The following is a 19,083-nucleotide window of genomic DNA, read 5'->3' as shown; positions in this document are numbered from 1 at the left end:
ATCACCACATCGAGTCGGCAGCTTTCGTTGCGGCGTCAACGGAACCACGCGTGTATCGCATCGTTGTTTCGACGTTGTTGTGTCGGAGCTGGTTCTTTGCGAGGTAGATCCCTTCCTGTTCGGCCCACATCGAGGCCGCACCGTGTCGGAAGGAGTACCACGATAGGTCCCGGCCCTGTTGATTGAAATCTGCCCGCTCGATGAGTTTGTCCAGCAGTCGATTCAGCGACCCCGAATTGTATCCGTTCCCGTTCCGGGTAAGCCACATCCCATCACGTCCGTCGTAGAGGTCGTAGCTGTCGCGCTCGGACAACCAGTTCTCGATCGCGGTGACTGAACGGCTCGATAGAGCGCACTCCCACTCGTCGTCGTTTTTTGTTGACTCCTCTTTGGGGACGAGCATCTTCCGGTTGTCCAGATCGAACCAGTCCACCTTCGCGCGTCCGACCTCGATGGGTCGAAGCCCACAGTCTGATGCCACGGAGACGATCGAGGCGTACTTCCACGAGTTCGCCTGTTCGAACTCGTCCGGTCCGATCTCTGACTTGGGCTTCTCGAATCGCTGAGCGAGATACGCCTTGATCTGATCGCGTTCCTCGGCGCTAACGCTGTGGTAGCTCTTGACCGAGCCGACAGAGAGTGCGGCTTCGTAAAGCGACCGCATCTCCTCGGGATGGAATTTGTCTTTGGTGGACGTGTCCGAGTTCGTATCGAGCGGAATCTCGTGGTTCCACTCATCGAGGTCCTTGTTCCGCTTCTCGCGGAAGTACTTGAACAGACGCTTCAGCGACTTCTCGAAGGTGTAGACGTAGGACTCCGGATGTGTCGTCCGTCGGACGAGGAACTCGATCAGGTCGGTCGCATCCGCAGGCGTGAACTCCTTCGTGTACGCGTCGTCTCGATCCCAGAGCCACCGGTACGCTTCATCGACCTTGTAGTGGGTCGTCCGAACGGTGGCGTCCGAGTAGCCCTGTCGCTTGTAGGTGTCTCGCCCCTCGATGAGGAGCCACTCGATGAAGTCTTCTTTAAATTCTCGATAGTCGTCGCTAAGTAGCGCGGAGAAGTCTTCAAGTCGTTCCTCGTTTGCTTCCGCTACTGGTGGAACGGGTGATTCGACCGTCGTGTTGGTGTCGTCCTTGAGTTGCATGGGTATCACGACCCGCCTCGGCGTTAGGAGAACCCCGTGAGCTTGGGGCTTCTCTGGTTACCCGTCTAAATCGCCATACGGCGGTGGGGTAACGCTCGTTAGCCGAATCGGATGATTTTCTTCTTGTTTGATTACGTACTACTCAAGGGCGTAGAATGGACGTTCGAGGCGTGAAACGCCGAGAAATGCGCCGGCCGGGATTTGAACCCGGGCCATGAGCTTGGAAGGCTCAGGTCCTACCACTAGACCACCGGCGCGCGTGGGTGCGTCCGTCGCTGAACGCGTCTACACGTAGGCCGAACAGTTCTGATAAACGTTCCGTGTTCTCGACGACGGCGGGAGCGCGGCGACGCCAACGATCGGCAACACCACTACTTAAAAAGCCACAATATAACGGGCCGTTCCCGCGAAATTAGAACCATTTTCAGGCATTTAGAAGCGTTCTGGGTACATATGTGTGCACTCGTCCAACGTACACCTGTAAGGTGACGACGATGTCATACCAATCAAGCAACCCACTGGTCGGTGAGGTCGAGTTCGCACTGGACGGCCCATGGGCGACGTACTGGATCGCGTTCCTACGCGTCGTCACCGGATGGTGGTTCTTCCACGCCGGGATCACGAAGGTGATCGAGAGCGGGTTCTCGTACACCTACGGGACGACGTACATGCAGGGCATGTCGGAGACGGCCCTCGGCGGGATCCCGGTCTGGATGGGCCACAACCTCGGATGGCTCATCGAGCCGGGCGTCCCGCTGTTCGAGACGCTGATCGGGCTGGCGCTGATCGCGGGCGCGTTCACTCGGCTCGCCGCCTTCGGCGGGGTCATCTTCATGACCCTGTTCTGGGTCGGCAACGCCGAGTTCGGACACGGGCTCGTCAACAGCGACCTCATGGGACTGCTGTTGTTCATGACGGTGATCGTGTTCGCGGCCGGCCGGCACTACGGCCTCGACGCGCTCATCGAGAAGCTCGACGTGGTCGAACAGCACCCGAAACTCCGCTACCTGCTCGGTTAAGAGGTGACATCCAATGACAGACATCATCGACAAAGCGGCGATGGCGCTGAGCGCGGGACTGATGCTGCTCGGGATCGTCGGCATGGGGCTCCTGGAGATCCTCGTCGGCGCCCCGTACAGCCCGGTCCCGCTCACGAACGAGGCGGGCGACGTGATCGCGACCCCGCTGTTCTCGCCGCAGCTCCGGACCGGGGTCGTGCTGGCCGGCATCGCGGTGCTCGGGGTGTACGCGGTGTACAAGATCGTGACGCCGCTCGCTGACAGCACCCGGACCGGCCACGAGACAGTCGCCGACTGAGGCGATCGCGATTCGACCGCCGCGGGAGGCGGTGCGGCTACCTTTCTGCGTTCCCGTCGGACGCTCCGTCGAGCGTCGCGTCCGCCGTGCTATCGACGCCACCGTCGGCGCTCACCGACGAGCCGGAGTCGCCCGTCTCCTCCGTGCCGAACGTGAACGCGGTGTCCTCAGATCCGGACTCGGGGTCCGGTTCGGGCTCCGCTCCGGAGCCGCCGTCGTCTGTGGCGCCTCCGGGCTCCGCCCCCTCGCCGCCGACCTCGAAGGCGTCGGTCATGCGGCGCAGGTCGTGCGCCCGCTCCGTCAGGTCGTGCGCCTGCTCGGAGACCTCTCCGAGCGTCGTGGCCTGCTCCTCCGCGGTCGACGCGACGGTCGCCGCCTCGGCAGTCGTCTGCTGGCTCACGCCGGCCAGGTCGTCCACGGCGCCGGTGACCTCGCTGACCGACGAGGCCTGCGCGTCCATCGCGCCGGAGATCTCCTGAACCCCGTCGTCCGCCTCGCTCACGCGCTCGGCGACCGCCTCGAGTGCGTCCTCGGCCTCCTCGACGGTGTCGACCCCGTCGCCGACCCCCTCGCGGATCGCCGCCATCTCGGCGACGCTCTCGTCGGTGCGCTCGCGGAGCCCCGCGATCAGCGTCTCGACCTCGGCGGCCGATTCCTGCGTCTCCTCCGCGAGCGACTTCACCTCCTCGGCGACGACCGCGAAGCCGGAGCCGGCCTCGCCCGCGCGGGCGGCCTCGATGGAGGCGTTGAGCGCGAGCAGGTTCGTCTGGTCGGCGATCTCCGAGATCGTCTCGACGATCTCGTCGACCTCCTCCATCTCGGCCTCCAGCCGCTCGACGGTCTCCGCGGCCGACTCCGACCGCTCCTCGATCGCGTGGAGCTCGTCGACCGCGTCGCCGGTCGCCTCGCGGCCCCGCTCGGTGAGGTCGCTCGCCTGCCGTGAGGTGGTCGCCACCTGCTCGGCCGAGGCGGCCACCTCCTCCACGGTCGCGGACATGTCCTCCATCTCGCCGGCGACGTCGGCGAGCTGACGGCTCTGCCGCTCCGCCCCCGCCGAGATCTCGTCGACCGCGTCGCTCGTCTCGCGACCGGCCGCGGCGACCTCGTCGGTGCCGTCCGTCACCGCCTCGCTCTTCTCGGCCACCGCGTCCGCGAACGCGTCCACCTCGGCGATCGTCGCCTCCAGCGCGTCCATCGCGCCGTTGAACCCGTCGGCGATCTCGTGGAGCGCCTCCGGGTCGTCGGGCTCGGCGGCGATCCGGGCCGTGAGGTCGCCGTCCGCGCACTCTTCCATCGTCGCCCCGAAGGCGGCGGCGCGTTCCTCGAGCGTCCGCGCGAACGCCTCGCTCTCCGCCTTCGCGGCCTCCGCGCGCTCCCGTTGGGTCTCCGCCGACTCGATCTCCTCGCGCAGCGAGTCGCGCATCGTCGAGAACGAGCCGTAGAGGTCGCCGAACTCGTCCTGCCGGCTCGACCGGAGGTCCACGTCGAGGTTGCCGGCCTCCAGCTCGCGCGCCCGGTTGCCGAGGCGCTTCAGCTCGACGACGGTCCCCCGGCCGAGCGTCGCGCCGAGCAGCCCGAGCCCGACGACAGCGACCCCGACGATCAGGAGGAGATTCCGGCCGATCATCCCGGAGAGCGCGTACGCCTCCGAGAGGGGGACGTGGACCGCGACCGACCAGTCCTCCGTCGGCACGGGGGCGTACGCGACGAAGTACTCGGCCCCGTCGGCGAAGCCGAACGTCGCGGACGCGATGTGGCCCACCGGACGCTCCCCGGCGAAGAGGGCGCTCCGGACGCCGCCGTTGTACCGCTCCCCGGCGACGCCCTCGCGGTCACTGGCGGCGATCGTCCCGTCGGCCTGCACGAGCGTCGTGAACGCGCCGTCGGTCGGCTGCCGGAGGTCCGCGACGACCGGCGCGAGGTCGACTTCCACGACGAGGTAGTCGCGCATCGGCGTCAGTGCGACGTACGCGACCCGCTGTCTCCCGTCGACCTCGTAGGTGGGCGTGGTGTACACCTGATCGCCGTACAGCAGGTTGTCGTCGAACCACTCCTGGCCGGTGACCGCGGCGCCGGCGTCGGGGTCGTCTCGGCTCGACGCGAGCACGGTTCCCTCCTTGCGGTCGACGTGGTGCAGCGCGAGCACCTCCTCGGTCGTCCGCGATTCGTGCGAGCTGAGGTAGCGGCTCGTCACCTCCGGATCGTTGGAGAACGCCGCGTTGTCCGCGACGTCCCGCGCCGTCGATCGGCGGGCGCTCGACCAGCCGTCGAGCTCGATGCCGCTCAGCTCGGCGACGGCGGTGTAATCCGCCTGTGCGTTGGCTTCGAGCTGCTCGGTGGTCTCCGCGTAGGTGACCGCGCCCACCCCGCCGATGGCGGCGACGACCACCAACACGACGACCGCGAACTTCGCGAGATAGCTGCGAGCGATCACGTCAGGACTGATCCGGCGGAGGAAGCGATCCAAACGGGTAGAACTCATTACATCGACGCGGTCGTCACTGTCTCTTTAATCCTCTCACGACGGTATCGGCGCTGATAATTACGGATCTGGGGCCGCAACGACCGCGTAGCAGTTCCCGCTCGAAACGGTCGTCTCGACGGGTTCGAGGGCGCTATCGGCGATGTCGCTCTCGAACTCCTCGGGCGAGTAGATGTGATAGTACCGCGGCACCGTTTCGCCGCCCGGGAGGGTCCAGTCGACCGTCGTGTCGAACCCCTCCTCCCGGTCGAACCGGTCGTGAGCCGTGCTCCAGACGCTCACCAGTGCGGTCCCACCCGGGGCGAGGGACCGAGCGAGTTCGTCGAGGCTCCGGACCCGAGCCTCGCGCGACGGGAGGTGATGCAGGGTGGCGACGTACACGGCGAGTCCGATCGTATCGGTCGCGATCGGCGGGGCCGCCGCGTCGCCGTGGACGAACGACGCGGCGTCGTCGAATCCGCGTTCGCGTGCCCGCTCGCCGGCTTCGCGCAGCAGTTCGCGGCTGAGATCGACGCCGACGACCGCGTCCGCGCGCTCGGCGAGCAGTTCCGTGTGCCGCCCGTTGCCACAGCCGAGATCGAGTGCGCGCGTCGCGGCGCGCCCGTCGAGAAACGACTCGACCTCCGGCCACGCGTACTCCCTCGTCTTCGAGAAGTGCGCGGCGATGCGGTCGTACGTCGACTGGGGGTCCATACCGGGCGGTCGGCCCGGACCGATTTAGCTCCGGTGGCCGCGATCGTCGCCGACGGCGACGCCGCCGCTCGTCCGACGCCGACTCACAGAGTCCCGATGACGAGGAACGTGGCCAGCGTCAACAGCAGCAGGACGACGACGTGTTTCACGCCGTCGTTGATCGCCCCCTCGCCGAGCTGACCGGCGACGAGCCCGGAGCAGACCGCTTGGATGGCGGCGGCGTGGAAGAACAGCTGCTCGTAGGCGCCCGCCTCGATGTCTCCGAGCCCCTCGGTGATACCCCCGGGGCCGCTCGGCGCGCCCGGGAGGCCGCCCGCCCCGCCGCCCCCGGCGGGGATCGCCGCCTCCTCGATCGCGGGGATGAACGACACCGACAGCGAGGCGATGATCCCGAGGAACACGAGGAAGGAGATGTAGATCACAATGAGGTACGTTAACATTACTTGTCTACGCTCTCGGCGGAGCGACCACGTCGCGCGCGCCTCGTCGGCCGCGATCCGGAGCACGGGAGCGATGTCGCCGCTGGCGCGCATCGCGTTCGTGATGAGCGCGACCCCCCGTGAGGTCATCGGCGACCGGACCCGCCGCTCCAGCCGCCGGAGGGCGGTGCTCACGTCGGCGCCCCAGTCGATGTCGCGCCGGGTGCGCCGCAGGTCGTCGCTCAGCGCCTCCAGGTTCGAGTCCGCGACGCGCCGAACGCTCCCGACCACCGAGGTGCCGGCCTCGTTGACGCTGGCGAGTCGGTCGAGGAAGTCGGGGACCGACGCCTCGATCTGTCTGACCTGCCGCTTGCGCGCCTCGTAGACGACGGCGTAGCTCGCGAGCACGAGCGCGGTCGCGACGACGACCGGCGTCTCGATCTGTGCGACCATCTCGGTCGGCGGGCCGAGGGTGATCGGGAAGACGGTCGCGAGGAGCCCCACGACCGCGAGCGGGACGGAGATCAGGAACACCGTGTGCGGCGCCTCGAGCGCGCTCTCGATCGGCGACGCGACCCACCCACGCAGCGTTCGTATCCCGTCGTACGCGCGGAGGCGCTCGCGGCTCGTCGCCCACCTGTCCTCGGCGGGCGCACCCCGGGCCACGCCGCCGTCGGCCTGCATCGCGTCGCCCCCGGAGGCCCCGACGCCGCTGCGCGCCGCGTTTGACCCGTCTTCGATCGCCTCCGAGAGGTCGACGGTCTCGGTGCCGCCGATCCCCTGCGTCACGCTGTCGACGTAGACGACGAACCCGAACGTCGCCAGCGGGACGCCCAGGTAGACCACGACGCGCAACAGGGGGAGCGTGTCCTCCAACACGAGCCCGATCACGACGAGAATCGTGATGAAGAACAGCGGTCCCGCGACCAGCGCGGTGACGTACGCCTCCGCGAACGTGGAGAGCAGCTCGAGGTACTGCTGCTGTTTCGACTCCGCCTCCTCCTGGTACAGCTCGTACTGGTCGCTGAGGAACGCCGAGATGGGCTGGCCGGTGCCGAGCACGGACGCGAGGTTCTCCGCGAAGTCGGCGAGGTCCTCGCTGGGCGTGCGCCGCGACGTGCGCTGGAGCGCGGTGAGCGCGTCGGTCCCGAAGGCGTTCATGTCGCGGACCGCGACCGACAGCTCCGTCGCCGCCTCGCCGTACACCGCCTCGTTCTTGGCGAGCGTGTCCATCACGCGGGGGAACGGCATTCCCGACCGCGAGAGCGCGTACATGAACGCGACGGTGCGCGGGAGGGTGGCGTCGATCTCGGCCCCTCGGGTGTGGGCCCGCTGATCGAGCAGCTCCCATCGACCGTAGTACATTCCCACGGCGAGCGCGGCGCCGAGCGTCGCCGACGCCAGCGTCAACAGGAGGAACAGCTGTGGGAGCCCGAGCTCCGTGAGCCGGGTGACCACCGAAACGAAGCCGAGGGACGCGGGGAGCGTCTCGCGCAGGGTCGCCTCGCTCACGTCGAGCGCCGAGAGGAGCCCGGCCGCGGCGTACACGCCGATGACGCTGCCGGCGACGCCGAGCACGCCGGCGTACAGGAGCGTCTTGGCGGCGTACGCCCGGTGGGTGCCCGCCACGTGGGCGGCGCGCATCAGGTCGCGCTGTCGCTGGCGCCGCGGCCTGTCCTCCCCCACGTAGTCGCCGAAGAGCAGCAGCGCGATCCGGGTGACGGCCAGGTCGGTCCCGTCGTCGACCGCGGGCAACACCAGCGCCAGACAGCATCCGAGCGCCGCGAGCAGGGGGAGGTACGCGATCATCCGTCGCTCTGGCCGGCGCGCTTCTCGTCGCTCCGCGCTTCGGTCTCGTCGTCAGCCTCGCCGTCGCTCCGCGCTTCGAGCCGCTCCATCACGCGCTCCGAGTCGGCGTAGTACTCGTTGACGAGGGCGGTGAACGCCCGGTAGTCGGTGACCCCGAGCTCGCGGAGCAGTTCGAGGAACCGCTCGCGCCGGCGGATCTCCCGGAGGAGCTCCGACCGGGACCACCCGCGCTCGTCGGCGATCTCCTCCATGAGCGACGAGTCGTTCCGACGGAACTCGTCCGTCTCGGCGTTCCACTCGAACGCCGAGGAGTAGTCGAGCTCCCCGGTGCGCTGGTCGATCCCGCCGATCTCGCCGATCGTCTTCGCGCGCCTGACCCGCTGGTCGCCGGAGCGCGTCAGCGTCTGGATCGAGAGCATGTCGAGCGACTGGACCATCGCCCGCGGGACGTTGATCGGCTCGTTCTCCAGCCGGTTTATCACCGTCTCGATCGAGTCGGCGTGCATCGTCGAGAAGGTCGTGTGGCCGGTGTTCATCGCCTGGAACAGGGTGATCGCCTCCTCCCCGCGGACCTCCCCCACCACGATGTACTCGGGCCGGTGGCGCAGCGCGGACCGGAGCAGGTCGTACATGTCGATGTCGGCGCCCTCGTACCGGCGTTCGCGGGTGATCGAGGAGAGCCAGTTGTCGTGGTACAGCGAGAGCTCGCGGGTGTCCTCGATAGAAAGGATCTTCGCGCGCGGCGGGACGAACATCGACACCGCGTTCATCGAGGTGGTCTTCCCCGAGGCGGTGCCGCCCGCGAAGATGAGGCTCTTGTTGTGCTCGATACAGAGCCAGAAGTACGCCATCTGGGCGACCGAGAACGTGCCGTACTCCACCAGATCGATCGGGGTGAACGGGTCCTCGGCGTACTGGCGGATCGTGAACGCGGAGCCGCGCGGGGTCACCTCTTCGCCCAGCGCGAGCTCCGCGCGCGACCCGTCCGGCAGCGTCGTCTCCACCATGGGGTCGCCGACGGAGACGTGGCGCCCGGACTGTTGGGCGAGGCGAATTACGTAGTTGTCGAGCTCCGACTCAGCGAAGGAGACGTTGGTCTCGATGTCGGTGTAGTCGTCGTGGTACACGAAGATCGGGAGGTCGTAGCCGTCACAGGAGATGTCCTCGATGTGGCGGTCGTTGAGGAGGGGATCGACCTTCCCGTAGCCGCGGAAGTCGCGGTAGAGGTAGTACGCGATCGCGTGGAACGTGTCCATGCCGATGTCGACGCCGTACCCCTCTAACAGCTCTTCCAGCTCGGTTCGGAGGGTCTCCTCGTCGGTCCGACCGGTGCCCTCCCGGTAGAGGAGCGGGTCGCGGATGTCGTCGACCACGCGGTCGAGGAGGTCGGCCTCGAACCGGTCGAGCTCCGGCTCGACCGCGTAGTACCGGTGTTCGCTCTCCGCGTCGTCGTACGTGATCACGACGTACGCGTACGGGGCGTTCACCCAGTAGCGGTCGACCTCGCGCTCGCCGTCGGGAACCGCGAAGGGGGCGATCGGACCGTCCGTCTCCGGTCTGAACGGCCGGATGTCGAGGTTCGCTCCTCGAAGCACCTCCCACGTTCGCGAGAGCCGCCGCCGGAGGGCCTCGATGCGATCGCCGACCGCTCCCTCGCGCGCGTTACTCGCCATCGTCGTTACGGAGCCGTATGCGCCGTGGCGGTTTAAAATCCCCCCGGCGATTATCACCGACGACACCGGGCGGGCGCTGCGGGCACCGGCGCCGCGACGCCGGCGGCTCGACGGGGGTTCCCGCCCGTTACGTTCATACGGGACGACCGCAAAGAGCCTATTAGGCAATGCGGCGTGACTACTTCGAGCTGACCGTCGAGGGCGTCGACGATGACGACCGGCAGGCGACGCCGCTGGTTCGCATCGACTTCCACGGACCGGACGGGCTCCTCCGCGACCGGCTCTCCGGGACGGACGGCGACCTCCTCGCCGCCGACGATGTCGACGTGGCGTTCCGGCTCCGGGAGCCTCTCTCGACCCCGGACGACCCGGAAGGCGTCGTCGGCGTGACGAACCGCTACACCGGGGACTTCGTCCTCGAACTCAACGAGACCGCCACGGACGTGCTCCCGTTCATCCACGCCGCGCGCGACTCGGCGGGCGACGAGGACGCCCACTACCGAGTCGAGATCGACGTCGACGGCGAGCGGCTCGTTAGCTACGACAAACACACGTTCCTCGTGTACGACCACGAGGGGAACCTTCTGCGCAACGAGAGCCTGATCCCGTCGGGCGTCGAGCTGTGACCCCGGGTCGCTCTCTGTGAGACCGGTCCGCGCCTTCTTCAGACGCTGACGTTGTCGGCGACGATCCGCACCGAGTCCCCGGGCCGGAGGTCGAAGGCGCCGTCGCCGCGCCCGTCGTTCACGTCGCATTCGACGTAGCCGTGGCTCCCCACCGTGACGAGCCGCTCGCCCGGATCGACCGCGCCGAACGTCTCGGCGACCGGGGTGAGCTCCTCGTTGATCCGGACCCAGTCGCGGCCGCGGATCAGGTCGCCCGGGACGTTGGTGACGACGTTGCCGAATCGGTCGATCGCGAGCACCTCGCCCTCGACGGCGGCCGGGTCGCCCGCGTCGTCGCGCTCGACGCGCGGCTCCGGAAGCACGATGTCGACCGGGTCGGTCGCCGGCGAGAGGTCGTCCATGGCGGCGAGCGCGTCCGAGACCTCCTCGGGCGTCGCCGCCGCCGGGTCGCCGTCGAGCGCTGTCCGGACCCTGGCCGCGGTCGGCGCGAACACGTCGCGGCCGTGGAACGTCTCGCTCGCGGGGTCGTCGACGTCGACGACGAACGCTTCGATGCGTTCCTCTCCCGTTCCCTCACCGCCTGCTCCGCCAGCGAGCGCCCGAGCCGGCGGCATCGCGAGCCCGTTGTCGGGGGCGACGATGACGTGCGAGCCGGCGCGGACGACGAGGGCGTCTCGGTCGGTGCCGACGCCGGGGTCGATCACCGCGCAGTGGACGGCCGGCGGGAACTCCGGGAGGACGAACCGGAGCCAGAAGGCGGCCGCCCGGGGGTCGCCACGCGGCAGGTCGTGGGCGATATCGACCAGTTCGGCGTCGGTGTGACGGCGGATCACTCCCTTCATCGCGGCGGGGTACGGCGAGCCGAAGTCGGAGGCGAGCGTGATCATACGCGATCCGCGGTCCGGCTCGTTGTTAAAAGGCAGGTGGGCGGCTCGCGCTTCGGAGGCGGGTGGGGCGCGTCGAGCCGGCGGCGCGAGCGTGTCAGGCGTCGAACGGCGTCTCGCTGTTCGCGTCGGTCTCCGCGATCCGCCGGATCCGCTCGACGCCGTCGATCTCCTCGATCACGTCCACGACGGTCTCGGGGACCAGCGCCTCCCAGTCGCGGCCGTGGATCATGCGCTCGCGGAGCTCCGTCCCCTCCAACACGTCGCGGCGGAACATGGGGGACCCACGGACCTCGACGCCGGCCTCCTCGAACAGCCGGACGACGAGCGGGTTGTTCGAGTACGCCACGTCGAACCGCGGGGTCATGCTCTGCACGTGGCCCACCCAGACGGAGTTGCGGTCGAGGTCCTCGATGGGGACGACGTAGGTGGTCACGTCGAGGTCCTCGACGGCCTTCGTCACCATCATGACGCGCTCGCCGGCCGTGAACGGGTTGCGGGTGGTGTGAGAGTCGCCGGCCGAGCCGATCCCCAACACGAGCTCGTCGACGTCGGCCGCGATCTCCTCGACCATGTGTCGGTGGCCGTCGTGAAACGGCTGATACCGCCCGATGTAGAACCCGCGCATAGATACACGTAGCGGGAGCCTCATTTATAAACCTCGTGGGACCCGTCGACGGCCGATTTCGTGGGGTGTGAGCCGTATCGTGCGTGTTTTTGGAATTCTTCACGGAGCGTTCGCGGGGAGAAAGTATATCAGTAGCCGACCCTTCGTTTTTCGTAGCGAAACCCGATTCTATGAGCAACGAAAAGGACGCGAACGACCCGCCGACCGAGGACCCCGACGAGCCGGAGGAATCCGGTGTCGGGACCCCGGACTCGACGGGGAACGGCGAGGACGCCCGAGACGACGGCGCCCGCGCGCCGGCGGACGACGGCGTCGACGAGCCCGACGGCGCCGGCGATTCGGCCTCCGAGGAGGAGACCGTCGCCGACGATCCGGCCGAGCCCGACGAGGTCTGGGACGACGGGGTCGTCGTCGACGGACCCGGACCGGACGGCGCCGAGACGGGCCGCGAGGAAGCGAACGGCGCCACCCCCGAGGGTGTCACCGAAGCGAACGACGACGGCAGCATCGACGAGCTCGGCAGCACGGTCGAGGTCGAGGGTGCCGAGATCGACGAGGACCCCGACGAGGACGACCTCCTCGGCGGCCTCAAGATCGACACGACCGCCGAGCTCGAGATCCCCGACCGGCTCGTCGATCAGGTCATCGGGCAGGAGCACGCCCGCGACGTGATCATCAAGGCGGCCAAGCAGCGCCGCCACGTGATGATGATCGGCTCGCCCGGGACCGGGAAGTCGATGCTGGCGAAGGCGATGTCCGAGCTCCTCCCGAAAGAGGAGCTTCAGGACGTGCTGGTCTACCACAACCCGGACGACGGCAACAAGCCGAAGGTCCGGACGGTCCCCGCCGGCAAGGGCGACCAGATCGTCGACGCGCACCGCGAGGAGGCGCGCAAGCGCAACCAGATGCGGTCGCTGTTGATGTGGATCATCATCGCCGTCGTGTTGGGCTACGCGCTCATCATCGTCGGCCAGATCCTCGTCGGCATCATCGCCGCCGGGGTCGTCTACCTCGTCTTCCGCTACCTGAACCGCGGGTCGGACGCGATGATCCCGAACCTGCTGGTGAACAACGGCGACACGAAGACCGCGCCGTTCCGCGACGCCACCGGCGCGCACGCCGGCGCGCTGCTCGGCGACGTGCGGCACGACCCGTTCCAGTCCGGCGGGATGGAGACGCCCAGCCACGACCGCGTCGAGGCCGGGGCCATCCACAAGGCGAACAAGGGCGTGCTGTTCATCGACGAGATCAACACGCTCGACATCCGCAGCCAGCAGCACCTCATGACGGCGATCCAGGAGGGCGAGTTCTCGATCACGGGCCAGTCCGAGCGCTCCTCGGGCGCGATGGTCCAGACCGAGCCCGTCCCGACCGACTTCGTCATGATCGCGGCCGGGAACCTCGACGCGATGGAGAACATGCACCCGGCGCTGCGGAGCCGTATCAAGGGGTACGGCTACGAGGTGTACATGGAGGACACCATCGAGGACACTCCGGAGATGCGCCGGAAGTACGTCCGGTTCATCGCGCAGGAGGTCGCGAAGGACGGTCGCCTGCCCGAGTTCTCGGCGGAGGCGGTCGAGGAGATCATCCTCGAGGCCAAGCGCCGCTCCGGCCGCAAGGGCCACCTCACGCTGAAGATGCGGAACCTCGGCGGGATGGTCCGCGTCGCCGGCGACATCGCCCGCGGCGAGGACGCCGAGATGACCACCCGCGACCACGTGCTGCAGGCGAAGGGGCGCTCGCGCTCCATCGAACAGCAGCTCGCGGACGACTTCATCGAGCGCCGGAAGGACTACGAACTTCAGGTCTCCGAGGGGTACGTCGTCGGCCGCGTCAACGGGCTCGCCGTGATGGGCGAGGACTCCGGGATCATGCTCCCGGTGATGGCCGAGGTCGCTCCCTCGCAGGGCCCCGGCGAAGTGATCGCCACGGGCCAGCTGAAGGAGATGGCTCAGGAGTCGGTGTCGAACGTCTCCGCGATCATCAAGAAGTTCTCCGACGAGAACATCTCGGAGATGGACATCCACATCCAGTTCGTGCAGGCGGGCCAGCAGGGCGTCGACGGCGACTCCGCGTCCATCACGGTCGCGACCGCCGTCATCTCCGCGTTGGAGGACGTGGGCGTCGACCAGAGCCTGGCGATGACCGGCTCGCTGTCGGTGCGGGGCGACGTGCTCCCCGTCGGCGGCGTCACCCACAAGATCGAGGCGGCCGCGAAGGCCGGCTGCACCCGGGTCATCATCCCGCAGGCGAACGAGCAGGACGTGATGATCGAAGACGAGTACGAGGACATGATCGAGGTCATCCCGGTCTCGCACATCAGCGAGGTCCTCGACATCGCCCTGGAGGGCGAAGCCGAGAAGGACTCGCTCGTCTCCCGGCTCAAGTCGATCACCGGCTCGGCGCTGAAGGAGGGGAGCGTCTCCGGTCCCTCCAGTCCGAGCCCGCAGTAGGGTAACCCCCTTCGACCACTCCGATGCCCGACTGGGCGACGTTCGCGGTCGCGACCGTCGCCCTGACGCTGCTGCTCCTGTTTTTCACCCGTCGCTCGCAACGCATCCTCGAGCGCGCGCGATTCGTCGATTCGCGGGGTGACGCTCCCGGGGGCGATCGCGCCGGCGGCGCCGCCGGCGAGGGTCACCGCACCGCCGACGCCGACCTGACCCAGGGAGTCGATCGCCCCCGGGACACAGACCACCGGGACCGCCCGGTCCTCACGACGCGACTGCTCTTGGCCAACGCGGCCGTCTCGCAGGGGTTCGCGCTTGCGCTCCTCGCTGCGATCGCGTGGTGGACCGCGGTGCCGGCGTCGGCGCTCGGGGTCGGCGGGACGCACCCGACGCTCGGCGCGCCGGCGGTCGCCTCTCTCGAGCCCCGCGGACACGTCGCTCTCGGCGTCGTCGCGGGGGTCGTCCTCGCCGCGGGCAACCAGGCGAGCGCGCGGCTCGGCGCCCGGGTCGGCGTCGCCCCCTCGACGCGGCTCCGCGAGGCGATGGCCCCGACCGATCGCGGCGAGTGGGCCCTGCTCCTCGGCGTCGCGCTTCCGGTCGTCGCGGGCTTCGAGGAGGCGCTGTTCCGCGGCGCACTGACCGGGGCGCTGTTGGTCGGCTTCGCGGTCGACCCGTGGCTCCTGGTCGTCGCCTCATCGATCGCGTTCGGGCTCGGTCACGGCGCGCAGGGGCCGCTCGGGATCGCCGTCGCCGGCGGGCTCGGCCTCGCGCTCGGGGGGCTGTTCGTCGCCACCGGGAGCCTCCCCGCGGTCGTCGTCGCCCACTACGTCGTCAACGCCGTCGAGTTCGTCGCACACGAGCGACCGGGAGGCGTCTCGGTCGGGAGCGAACGCGGGTGACCGCGGCGCCTTCCGCCCCCACTTCTTTTTGTTCCGGCGGCGTCAACGTGGGACGATGAGCGGGAAACCGACCGTCGGCGAGTACATGACCCGCGACGTCGAGACCGTCAGTCCCGACGAGACGGTGGGAGAAGTCGCCCGTCGCATGGCGGAAAGCGACGGCCACAACGGGTTCCCCGTCACGCAGGGCCGGACGGTCGAGGGGTTCGTCTCCGCGGCCGACCTCCTGCTCGCCGCCGACGAGGCCCCGGTGTTCACCGTGATGTCCGACGACCTGATCGTGGCGCACCCGAAGATGAAAGTGACCGACGCCGCCCGCGTCATTCTCCGGTCCGGCATCCAGCGCCTCCCGGTCGTCGACGACGCCGACAACCTCGTGGGGATCATCTCGAACACGGACGTGGTCCGCTCGCAGATCGAGCGCGCCACGCCGAGCAAGGTCGGGAAGCTGATGCGCACCCTCGAACAGATCCACGGCGTCGCGCTCACGGAGGAGCGTCGGGAGGTGGAGCTCACGGCCCTCACGCCGACGCAGGCCCGCGTGTACGCCGACGAGCTGGAAGGGCGGCAGTACGAACTCGAGCGGGGACTGGCCGAGCCGCTCGTCGTCATCGACAACGGCGGCACCCTCCATCTCGCCGACGGCCACCACCGCGTGATGGCGGCCCACGAGGCCGGGATCGACGAGATGGACGCCTACGTGATCGTCCCCGACCACCCGGTCGATCTCGGGATGGCCAAGACCGCCGAGAAGGAGGGCCTCGACGACATCACCGACATCGAAATCGTCGACTACGCGCGCCATCCCCTCGTTGAGACCACCAAGCGGCTGCAGTGACGGCGATGCCGCTTTCGTCCTCACACGGACGACAGGTTTTTGAGAGCTCGCAGCGAAGTGACGTGTATGAGATCCAAAATTAAGGGCGCGCTGTCCCGAGCGAAGTACGCGGCGGTCGGCGCCGCGGTCGGCGCCGCGGTCGGCGGTGTGGTCAGTCGGAACGCGGCGAGCACCGGCGGCGCGCTCGGCGGCCTCGCGGGCGCGACCGTCGCCGACGTGCGGAGCAACCCCGACGGCGTCTTCGCGGAGTTCCGGTCGTCGTCGGACGAGGCCGACGAGTCGGCGGACGCGGGCGAGACGATCGAACTGACCGACGAGTAGTCCCGCGGCGGTCTCGGCTTTTCGCAGCCAACTTCACCGCCCGGCTTCCCGCCGACCGTTCGGGAACGCCTATACGACCGGACGGAGTAGCCACGGGCAATGAGTGACACCGACGACGACGCGGCCGAGGGCTGGTTCGCGAGCGGTTCGCCGGCCGGCTCCGAGGCGGCGGGCGGCGACGGGGCGCTCCGCGCCCGAATCGCCGCCGGCGAGGCCGACGAGCCCCGCGATTGGCCCGGTCTCGCTGTCGACTCCGGATTCGCCGAGTCGCGCGACGACTACTACGACCGCCTCCACGAGGCGTCCGTGACGGCGACCCGCGAGGCCGTGCGCGAGCGCGAGCGCGCCGACGACAAACAGCTCGTCCACGCGGTGCGGGCGATGGACGACTGCGAACGCACCGCCAACGAGCTGGCCGAGCGCGCCGCGGAGTGGGCCGGGAGCCTCTTCGACGGCGCCGAGCCGGGGATCGAGGGCGCCCGCGCCGTGGCGGAGCGCGACCCGGACGGCGAACTGGAGCGGCGCGCCGTCTCGCTCGCGGCGCGCGTCGTCGACCTCGCCGCGGAGCGCGACGCGCTCGCCGAGACGATCGAGCGGACCGCGCCGGCGGTGGCGCCGAACCTCGCCGAGATGGCCGGCCCGGAGCTCGCGGCCCGGCTGATCGCCTTGGCGGGCGGGCTGGAGACGCTCGCGAAGAAGCCGTCGGGAACCGTGCAGGTGCTCGGCGCGGAGGACGCCCTGTTCGCGCACCTCTCCGGGCGCGCCCCCTCGCCGAAACACGGGATCATCTACACGCACGAGTACGTCCGGAACACCCGCCCCGAGGACCGCGGGTCGGCCGCGCGGGCGCTCGCCGGCAAGCTGACGCTGGCGGCCCGCGTCGACCACTACTCGGGCGAGCGCCGCGAGACGCTCCACGAGGAGCTCCGCGAGCGGATGGCGACGATCCGGGCGCGCGCAGAGAGTGGGAACACGGGCGCCGCCGACGACACGGGGGGCGACGCGTGACCGACGCCGAGCTGCCCGCGGGCGTCGAGCGCCGCGAGATCGACGGGGAGACCCGTCTGGCGACCCGCGGCCCGCCGGTGTACGGCGAGCCGACCGCGGACGGGTGGCGCGCGTGGGACCCCGGTCGCTCGAAGCTCGGCGGGATGTTCGAACTCGGGTTCGAGACGGGGCTCTCCGGCGGGGAGACGGTGCTGTACCTCGGGGCGGCCAGCGGGACGACGGTCAGCCACGTCGCGGACTTCGCGGGGCCGACGTACGCGGTGGAGTTCGCCCCGCGGCCCGCGCGCGATCTCGTGGAGGCCGCCGACCCCCGCGACCGGCTGTTCCCGCTGTTGAAGGACGCGCGCACGCCCGAACGCTACGCGCACGTCGTCGAGAGCGACGTGGACGCGATCGTTCAGGACGTGGCGACGCGCGGACAGGCCGCGGTCGCCGTGCGCAACGCGCGGTTCCTCGCGGACGACGGGCGGCTGCTGCTCGCGATCAAGGCGCGCAGCGAGGACGTGACCGCGGCGCCGGAGACCGTCTTCGAGGGGGCGCTCGACCGGCTCCGGGAGGCGTACGAGATTCTGGAGACGGGACGGCTCGACCGGTTCCACGAGGACCACCTCGGCGTCGTGGCGACGCCGCGGTGATCGGAGCTGGGGTCAGCGTCGGCGGCGCGAGCGCGACGCTCGAGGCGCCCGGGTCACCACGTCGGCGGCGAGAAGCCGGCGTCCTCCAAGATCGGCTTCCAGCGCTTCTGGACGGAGAGCCGAGAGACGTCCATCGCGTCGGCGACCGCGGACTGCGACCGCTCCTGACCGCGGATCAGCGCGGCGGCGTAGAGGCTGGCGGCCGCGGCGACGCGTTTTCCTCGCTCGTCGTCGGGAGCACGCGACAGGAACAGGTCCGTCGCCGTCGACAGCGTCTCGTCGTCGAGGTCGAGCGTCGCGCACGCGTCGTCGAGCCGGTCGATCCACGCCGCGTTGTCGACGCGATCGCTCGCACGGTACATGCCCCGCAGTTGGGCGCACCGGCTTAAAAAGGTCGCGGGGGATGTGAGCCGGACGCGCGTCGGGGGTGTTGGTCGGGCGCGCGTCGGGCGAAGAAGAGCGCGGAGGCGGCGAGGAGCGAGCGAGCGCCGCGCGCTTCCCCCGGTCGTCGCCCTGAAGTCGCCGGCGCCCGTAGGGTGGGTATGTCGACGCACGCGTGGACCGAGCCGCGGGTCCGCGAGCTTCACGACGATCTGGTGTCGCTGTACGAGCCGGTGGACCGCGTCGCCGAACACGGCGCCGATCCGACCGCCGAGCCCGGCGAGGGAGTTCGCCAGCTCGTGACGACGATCCTCTCACAGAACGTCGCCGACGAGAACACGAGTCGGGCCGCGTCGGCGCTGTTCGACCGGTACGACGACTTCGCGGCGATCGAGGCCGCGGACCACGGGGAGCTGGCGGAGACGATCCGCGTGGCGGGGCTCGCCGACCAGAAGGCCGCTCGGATTCAGCGCGCGTTGGCCGCGATCCGGGAGGAGACCGGCGGGGCGTACTCGCTGGCGTTCCTCGACGCGATGGCGACCGACGACGCGAAAGACTGGCTCACCGAGATCAAGGGAGTGGGACCGAAGACCGCGAGCGTCGTGTTGAACTTCCACTTCGGGAAGCCGACGATGGCGGTCGATACCCACGTCGAGCGCGTCTCCAAGCGGTTCGGGCTGGTACCGGCGTCGGCGTCGAACCAGGCGGCGCACGACGCGCTCGACGAGCTGGTGCCCGACGACCTGATCTATCCGCTCCACGTACTGCTGATCCGGCACGGTCGAGAGCACTGCTCGGCCCGCGCCGCCGACTGCGACAACCCGGTGTGTGAGGCGTACTGCGACTGCGAACACTGCCCGTAGCCGCCCC

Annotated in this window: 18 protein-coding genes and 1 tRNA gene; 10 read left to right on the top strand and 9 right to left on the bottom strand. The window is 69.3% G+C overall.

All coding sequences use genetic code 11. The features are described from left to right. Window position 1: 1 nt before the first annotated feature. Together ACT4MF_RS00290 and ACT4MF_RS00285 are read right to left on the bottom strand one after the other, a co-directional pair. Entirely contained in the window at window positions 2-1,147 is a 1,146-nt protein-coding gene (locus ACT4MF_RS00290) for a tyrosine-type recombinase/integrase (protein WP_444681416.1), read from the bottom strand. A 186-nt stretch (window positions 1,148-1,333) separates the two neighbouring features. After that, window positions 1,334-1,404 (bottom strand) — tRNA-Gly (locus ACT4MF_RS00285). Between the two features lie 237 nt (window positions 1,405-1,641). On the opposite strand from ACT4MF_RS00285, the gene ACT4MF_RS00280 reads away from it, so the two are divergent. Further along, a complete protein-coding gene (locus tag ACT4MF_RS00280; RefSeq protein WP_444681415.1) occupies window positions 1,642-2,166 on the top strand; it encodes a DoxX family protein in 525 nt (174 codons plus the stop codon). Window positions 2,167-2,179: 13 nt separating this feature from the next. Then, on the top strand, window positions 2,180-2,464 hold the full coding sequence (locus ACT4MF_RS00275) for a hypothetical protein (protein ID WP_099256350.1): 285 nt from the start codon (window positions 2,180-2,182) through the stop codon (window positions 2,462-2,464). A 37-nt stretch (window positions 2,465-2,501) separates the two neighbouring features. On the opposite strand, the gene ACT4MF_RS00270 is transcribed toward ACT4MF_RS00275, so the two are convergent. From ACT4MF_RS00270 to ACT4MF_RS00255, 4 genes are all read right to left on the bottom strand, one after another. Then, window positions 2,502-4,946: a methyl-accepting chemotaxis protein gene (locus ACT4MF_RS00270; protein ID WP_444681414.1), complete on the bottom strand. Its 2,445-nt coding sequence runs from the start codon at window positions 4,944-4,946 to the stop codon at window positions 2,502-2,504. A 60-nt stretch (window positions 4,947-5,006) separates the two neighbouring features. After that, window positions 5,007-5,639 carry a class I SAM-dependent methyltransferase gene (locus ACT4MF_RS00265; protein ID WP_444681413.1) on the bottom strand — a complete coding sequence of 211 codons (633 nt, stop codon included), beginning with the start codon at window positions 5,637-5,639 and terminating at the stop codon, window positions 5,007-5,009. Window positions 5,640-5,722: 83 nt separating this feature from the next. After that, window positions 5,723-7,867, bottom strand: a complete 2,145-nt coding sequence (locus ACT4MF_RS00260; protein WP_444681412.1) for a type II secretion system F family protein — start codon at window positions 7,865-7,867, stop codon at window positions 5,723-5,725. Further along, entirely contained in the window at window positions 7,864-9,540 is a 1,677-nt protein-coding gene (locus ACT4MF_RS00255; protein ID WP_444681411.1) for a type II/IV secretion system ATPase subunit, read from the bottom strand. The genes ACT4MF_RS00260 and ACT4MF_RS00255 overlap by 4 nt, the downstream gene beginning before the upstream one ends. A 167-nt stretch (window positions 9,541-9,707) precedes the next feature. Here ACT4MF_RS00255 and ACT4MF_RS00250 point away from each other — a divergent pair, with 167 nt between their 5' ends. Then, window positions 9,708-10,166, top strand: coding sequence for a DUF5793 family protein (locus ACT4MF_RS00250; protein WP_099256345.1), 459 nt, complete (start codon window positions 9,708-9,710; stop codon window positions 10,164-10,166). A gap of 38 nt (window positions 10,167-10,204) precedes the next feature. Here the strand turns inward: ACT4MF_RS00250 and ACT4MF_RS00245 are convergent, their stop codons facing one another. Together ACT4MF_RS00245 and ACT4MF_RS00240 are read right to left on the bottom strand one after the other, a co-directional pair. Beyond that, window positions 10,205-11,053: an SAM hydrolase/SAM-dependent halogenase family protein gene (locus tag ACT4MF_RS00245; RefSeq protein WP_444681410.1), complete on the bottom strand. Its 849-nt coding sequence runs from the start codon at window positions 11,051-11,053 to the stop codon at window positions 10,205-10,207. Between the two features lie 94 nt (window positions 11,054-11,147). After that, window positions 11,148-11,678 (bottom strand): nicotinamide-nucleotide adenylyltransferase, encoded by a 531-nt coding sequence (locus ACT4MF_RS00240; protein ID WP_099256343.1) that lies wholly within the window; start codon window positions 11,676-11,678, stop codon window positions 11,148-11,150. A 170-nt stretch (window positions 11,679-11,848) separates the two neighbouring features. On the opposite strand from ACT4MF_RS00240, the gene lonB reads away from it, so the two are divergent. From lonB to ACT4MF_RS00210, 6 genes are all read left to right on the top strand, one after another. Next, entirely contained in the window at window positions 11,849-14,134 is a 2,286-nt protein-coding gene (gene lonB / locus ACT4MF_RS00235; RefSeq protein WP_099256342.1) for an ATP-dependent protease LonB, read from the top strand. Between the two features lie 23 nt (window positions 14,135-14,157). Continuing rightward, a complete protein-coding gene (locus ACT4MF_RS00230) occupies window positions 14,158-15,030 on the top strand; it encodes a CPBP family intramembrane glutamic endopeptidase (protein ID WP_444681409.1) in 873 nt (290 codons plus the stop codon). A gap of 55 nt (window positions 15,031-15,085) precedes the next feature. Then, window positions 15,086-15,868 carry a CBS domain-containing protein gene (locus tag ACT4MF_RS00225; protein WP_099256340.1) on the top strand — a complete coding sequence of 261 codons (783 nt, stop codon included), beginning with the start codon at window positions 15,086-15,088 and terminating at the stop codon, window positions 15,866-15,868. A gap of 66 nt (window positions 15,869-15,934) precedes the next feature. Continuing rightward, entirely contained in the window at window positions 15,935-16,189 is a 255-nt protein-coding gene (locus tag ACT4MF_RS00220; protein WP_444681408.1) for a hypothetical protein, read from the top strand. Between the two features lie 99 nt (window positions 16,190-16,288). Continuing rightward, window positions 16,289-17,197 (top strand): NOP5/NOP56 family protein, encoded by a 909-nt coding sequence (locus tag ACT4MF_RS00215; RefSeq protein ID WP_444681407.1) that lies wholly within the window; start codon window positions 16,289-16,291, stop codon window positions 17,195-17,197. Continuing rightward, window positions 17,194-17,832: a fibrillarin-like rRNA/tRNA 2'-O-methyltransferase gene (locus tag ACT4MF_RS00210; protein WP_099256337.1), complete on the top strand. Its 639-nt coding sequence runs from the start codon at window positions 17,194-17,196 to the stop codon at window positions 17,830-17,832. Before ACT4MF_RS00215 ends, ACT4MF_RS00210 begins: the two co-directional genes overlap by 4 nt. Window positions 17,833-17,885: 53 nt before the next feature. Here the strand turns inward: ACT4MF_RS00210 and ACT4MF_RS00205 are convergent, their stop codons facing one another. Next, window positions 17,886-18,194, bottom strand: a complete 309-nt coding sequence (locus tag ACT4MF_RS00205; RefSeq protein ID WP_444681406.1) for a transcription initiation factor IIB family protein — start codon at window positions 18,192-18,194, stop codon at window positions 17,886-17,888. 180 nt (window positions 18,195-18,374) lie between these two features. Between ACT4MF_RS00205 and ACT4MF_RS00200 the strand changes: the two genes are divergently transcribed. Further along, window positions 18,375-19,076 carry an endonuclease III domain-containing protein gene (locus ACT4MF_RS00200; protein WP_444681405.1) on the top strand — a complete coding sequence of 234 codons (702 nt, stop codon included), beginning with the start codon at window positions 18,375-18,377 and terminating at the stop codon, window positions 19,074-19,076. The last annotated feature ends 7 nt before the right edge of the window (window positions 19,077-19,083 follow it).

The organism is Halorubrum sp. FL23 (genome assembly GCF_052439115.2).
Taxonomy (GTDB): Archaea; Halobacteriota; Halobacteria; order Halobacteriales; family Haloferacaceae; genus Halorubrum; species Halorubrum persicum.
Note: the sequence above shows the minus strand (reverse complement) of the source record. Positions and strands in the feature narration are given on the sequence as shown.

Coding starts and splice junctions, on each gene's coding strand:
- ACT4MF_RS00290 (WP_444681416.1), bottom strand. CDS start 1,147: ATGCAACTCAAGGACGACACCAACACGACGGTCGAATCACCCGTTCCA.
- ACT4MF_RS00280 (WP_444681415.1), top strand. CDS start 1,642: ATGTCATACCAATCAAGCAACCCACTGGTCGGTGAGGTCGAGTTCGCA.
- ACT4MF_RS00275 (WP_099256350.1), top strand. CDS start 2,180: ATGACAGACATCATCGACAAAGCGGCGATGGCGCTGAGCGCGGGACTG.
- ACT4MF_RS00270 (WP_444681414.1), bottom strand. CDS start 4,946: ATGAGTTCTACCCGTTTGGATCGCTTCCTCCGCCGGATCAGTCCTGAC.
- ACT4MF_RS00265 (WP_444681413.1), bottom strand. CDS start 5,639: ATGGACCCCCAGTCGACGTACGACCGCATCGCCGCGCACTTCTCGAAG.
- ACT4MF_RS00260 (WP_444681412.1), bottom strand. CDS start 7,867: ATGATCGCGTACCTCCCCCTGCTCGCGGCGCTCGGATGCTGTCTGGCG.
- ACT4MF_RS00255 (WP_444681411.1), bottom strand. CDS start 9,540: ATGGCGAGTAACGCGCGCGAGGGAGCGGTCGGCGATCGCATCGAGGCC.
- ACT4MF_RS00250 (WP_099256345.1), top strand. CDS start 9,708: ATGCGGCGTGACTACTTCGAGCTGACCGTCGAGGGCGTCGACGATGAC.
- ACT4MF_RS00245 (WP_444681410.1), bottom strand. CDS start 11,053: ATGATCACGCTCGCCTCCGACTTCGGCTCGCCGTACCCCGCCGCGATG.
- ACT4MF_RS00240 (WP_099256343.1), bottom strand. CDS start 11,678: ATGCGCGGGTTCTACATCGGGCGGTATCAGCCGTTTCACGACGGCCAC.
- lonB (WP_099256342.1), top strand. CDS start 11,849: ATGAGCAACGAAAAGGACGCGAACGACCCGCCGACCGAGGACCCCGAC.
- ACT4MF_RS00230 (WP_444681409.1), top strand. CDS start 14,158: ATGCCCGACTGGGCGACGTTCGCGGTCGCGACCGTCGCCCTGACGCTG.
- ACT4MF_RS00225 (WP_099256340.1), top strand. CDS start 15,086: ATGAGCGGGAAACCGACCGTCGGCGAGTACATGACCCGCGACGTCGAG.
- ACT4MF_RS00220 (WP_444681408.1), top strand. CDS start 15,935: ATGAGATCCAAAATTAAGGGCGCGCTGTCCCGAGCGAAGTACGCGGCG.
- ACT4MF_RS00215 (WP_444681407.1), top strand. CDS start 16,289: ATGAGTGACACCGACGACGACGCGGCCGAGGGCTGGTTCGCGAGCGGT.
- ACT4MF_RS00205 (WP_444681406.1), bottom strand. CDS start 18,194: ATGTACCGTGCGAGCGATCGCGTCGACAACGCGGCGTGGATCGACCGG.
- ACT4MF_RS00200 (WP_444681405.1), top strand. CDS start 18,375: ATGTCGACGCACGCGTGGACCGAGCCGCGGGTCCGCGAGCTTCACGAC.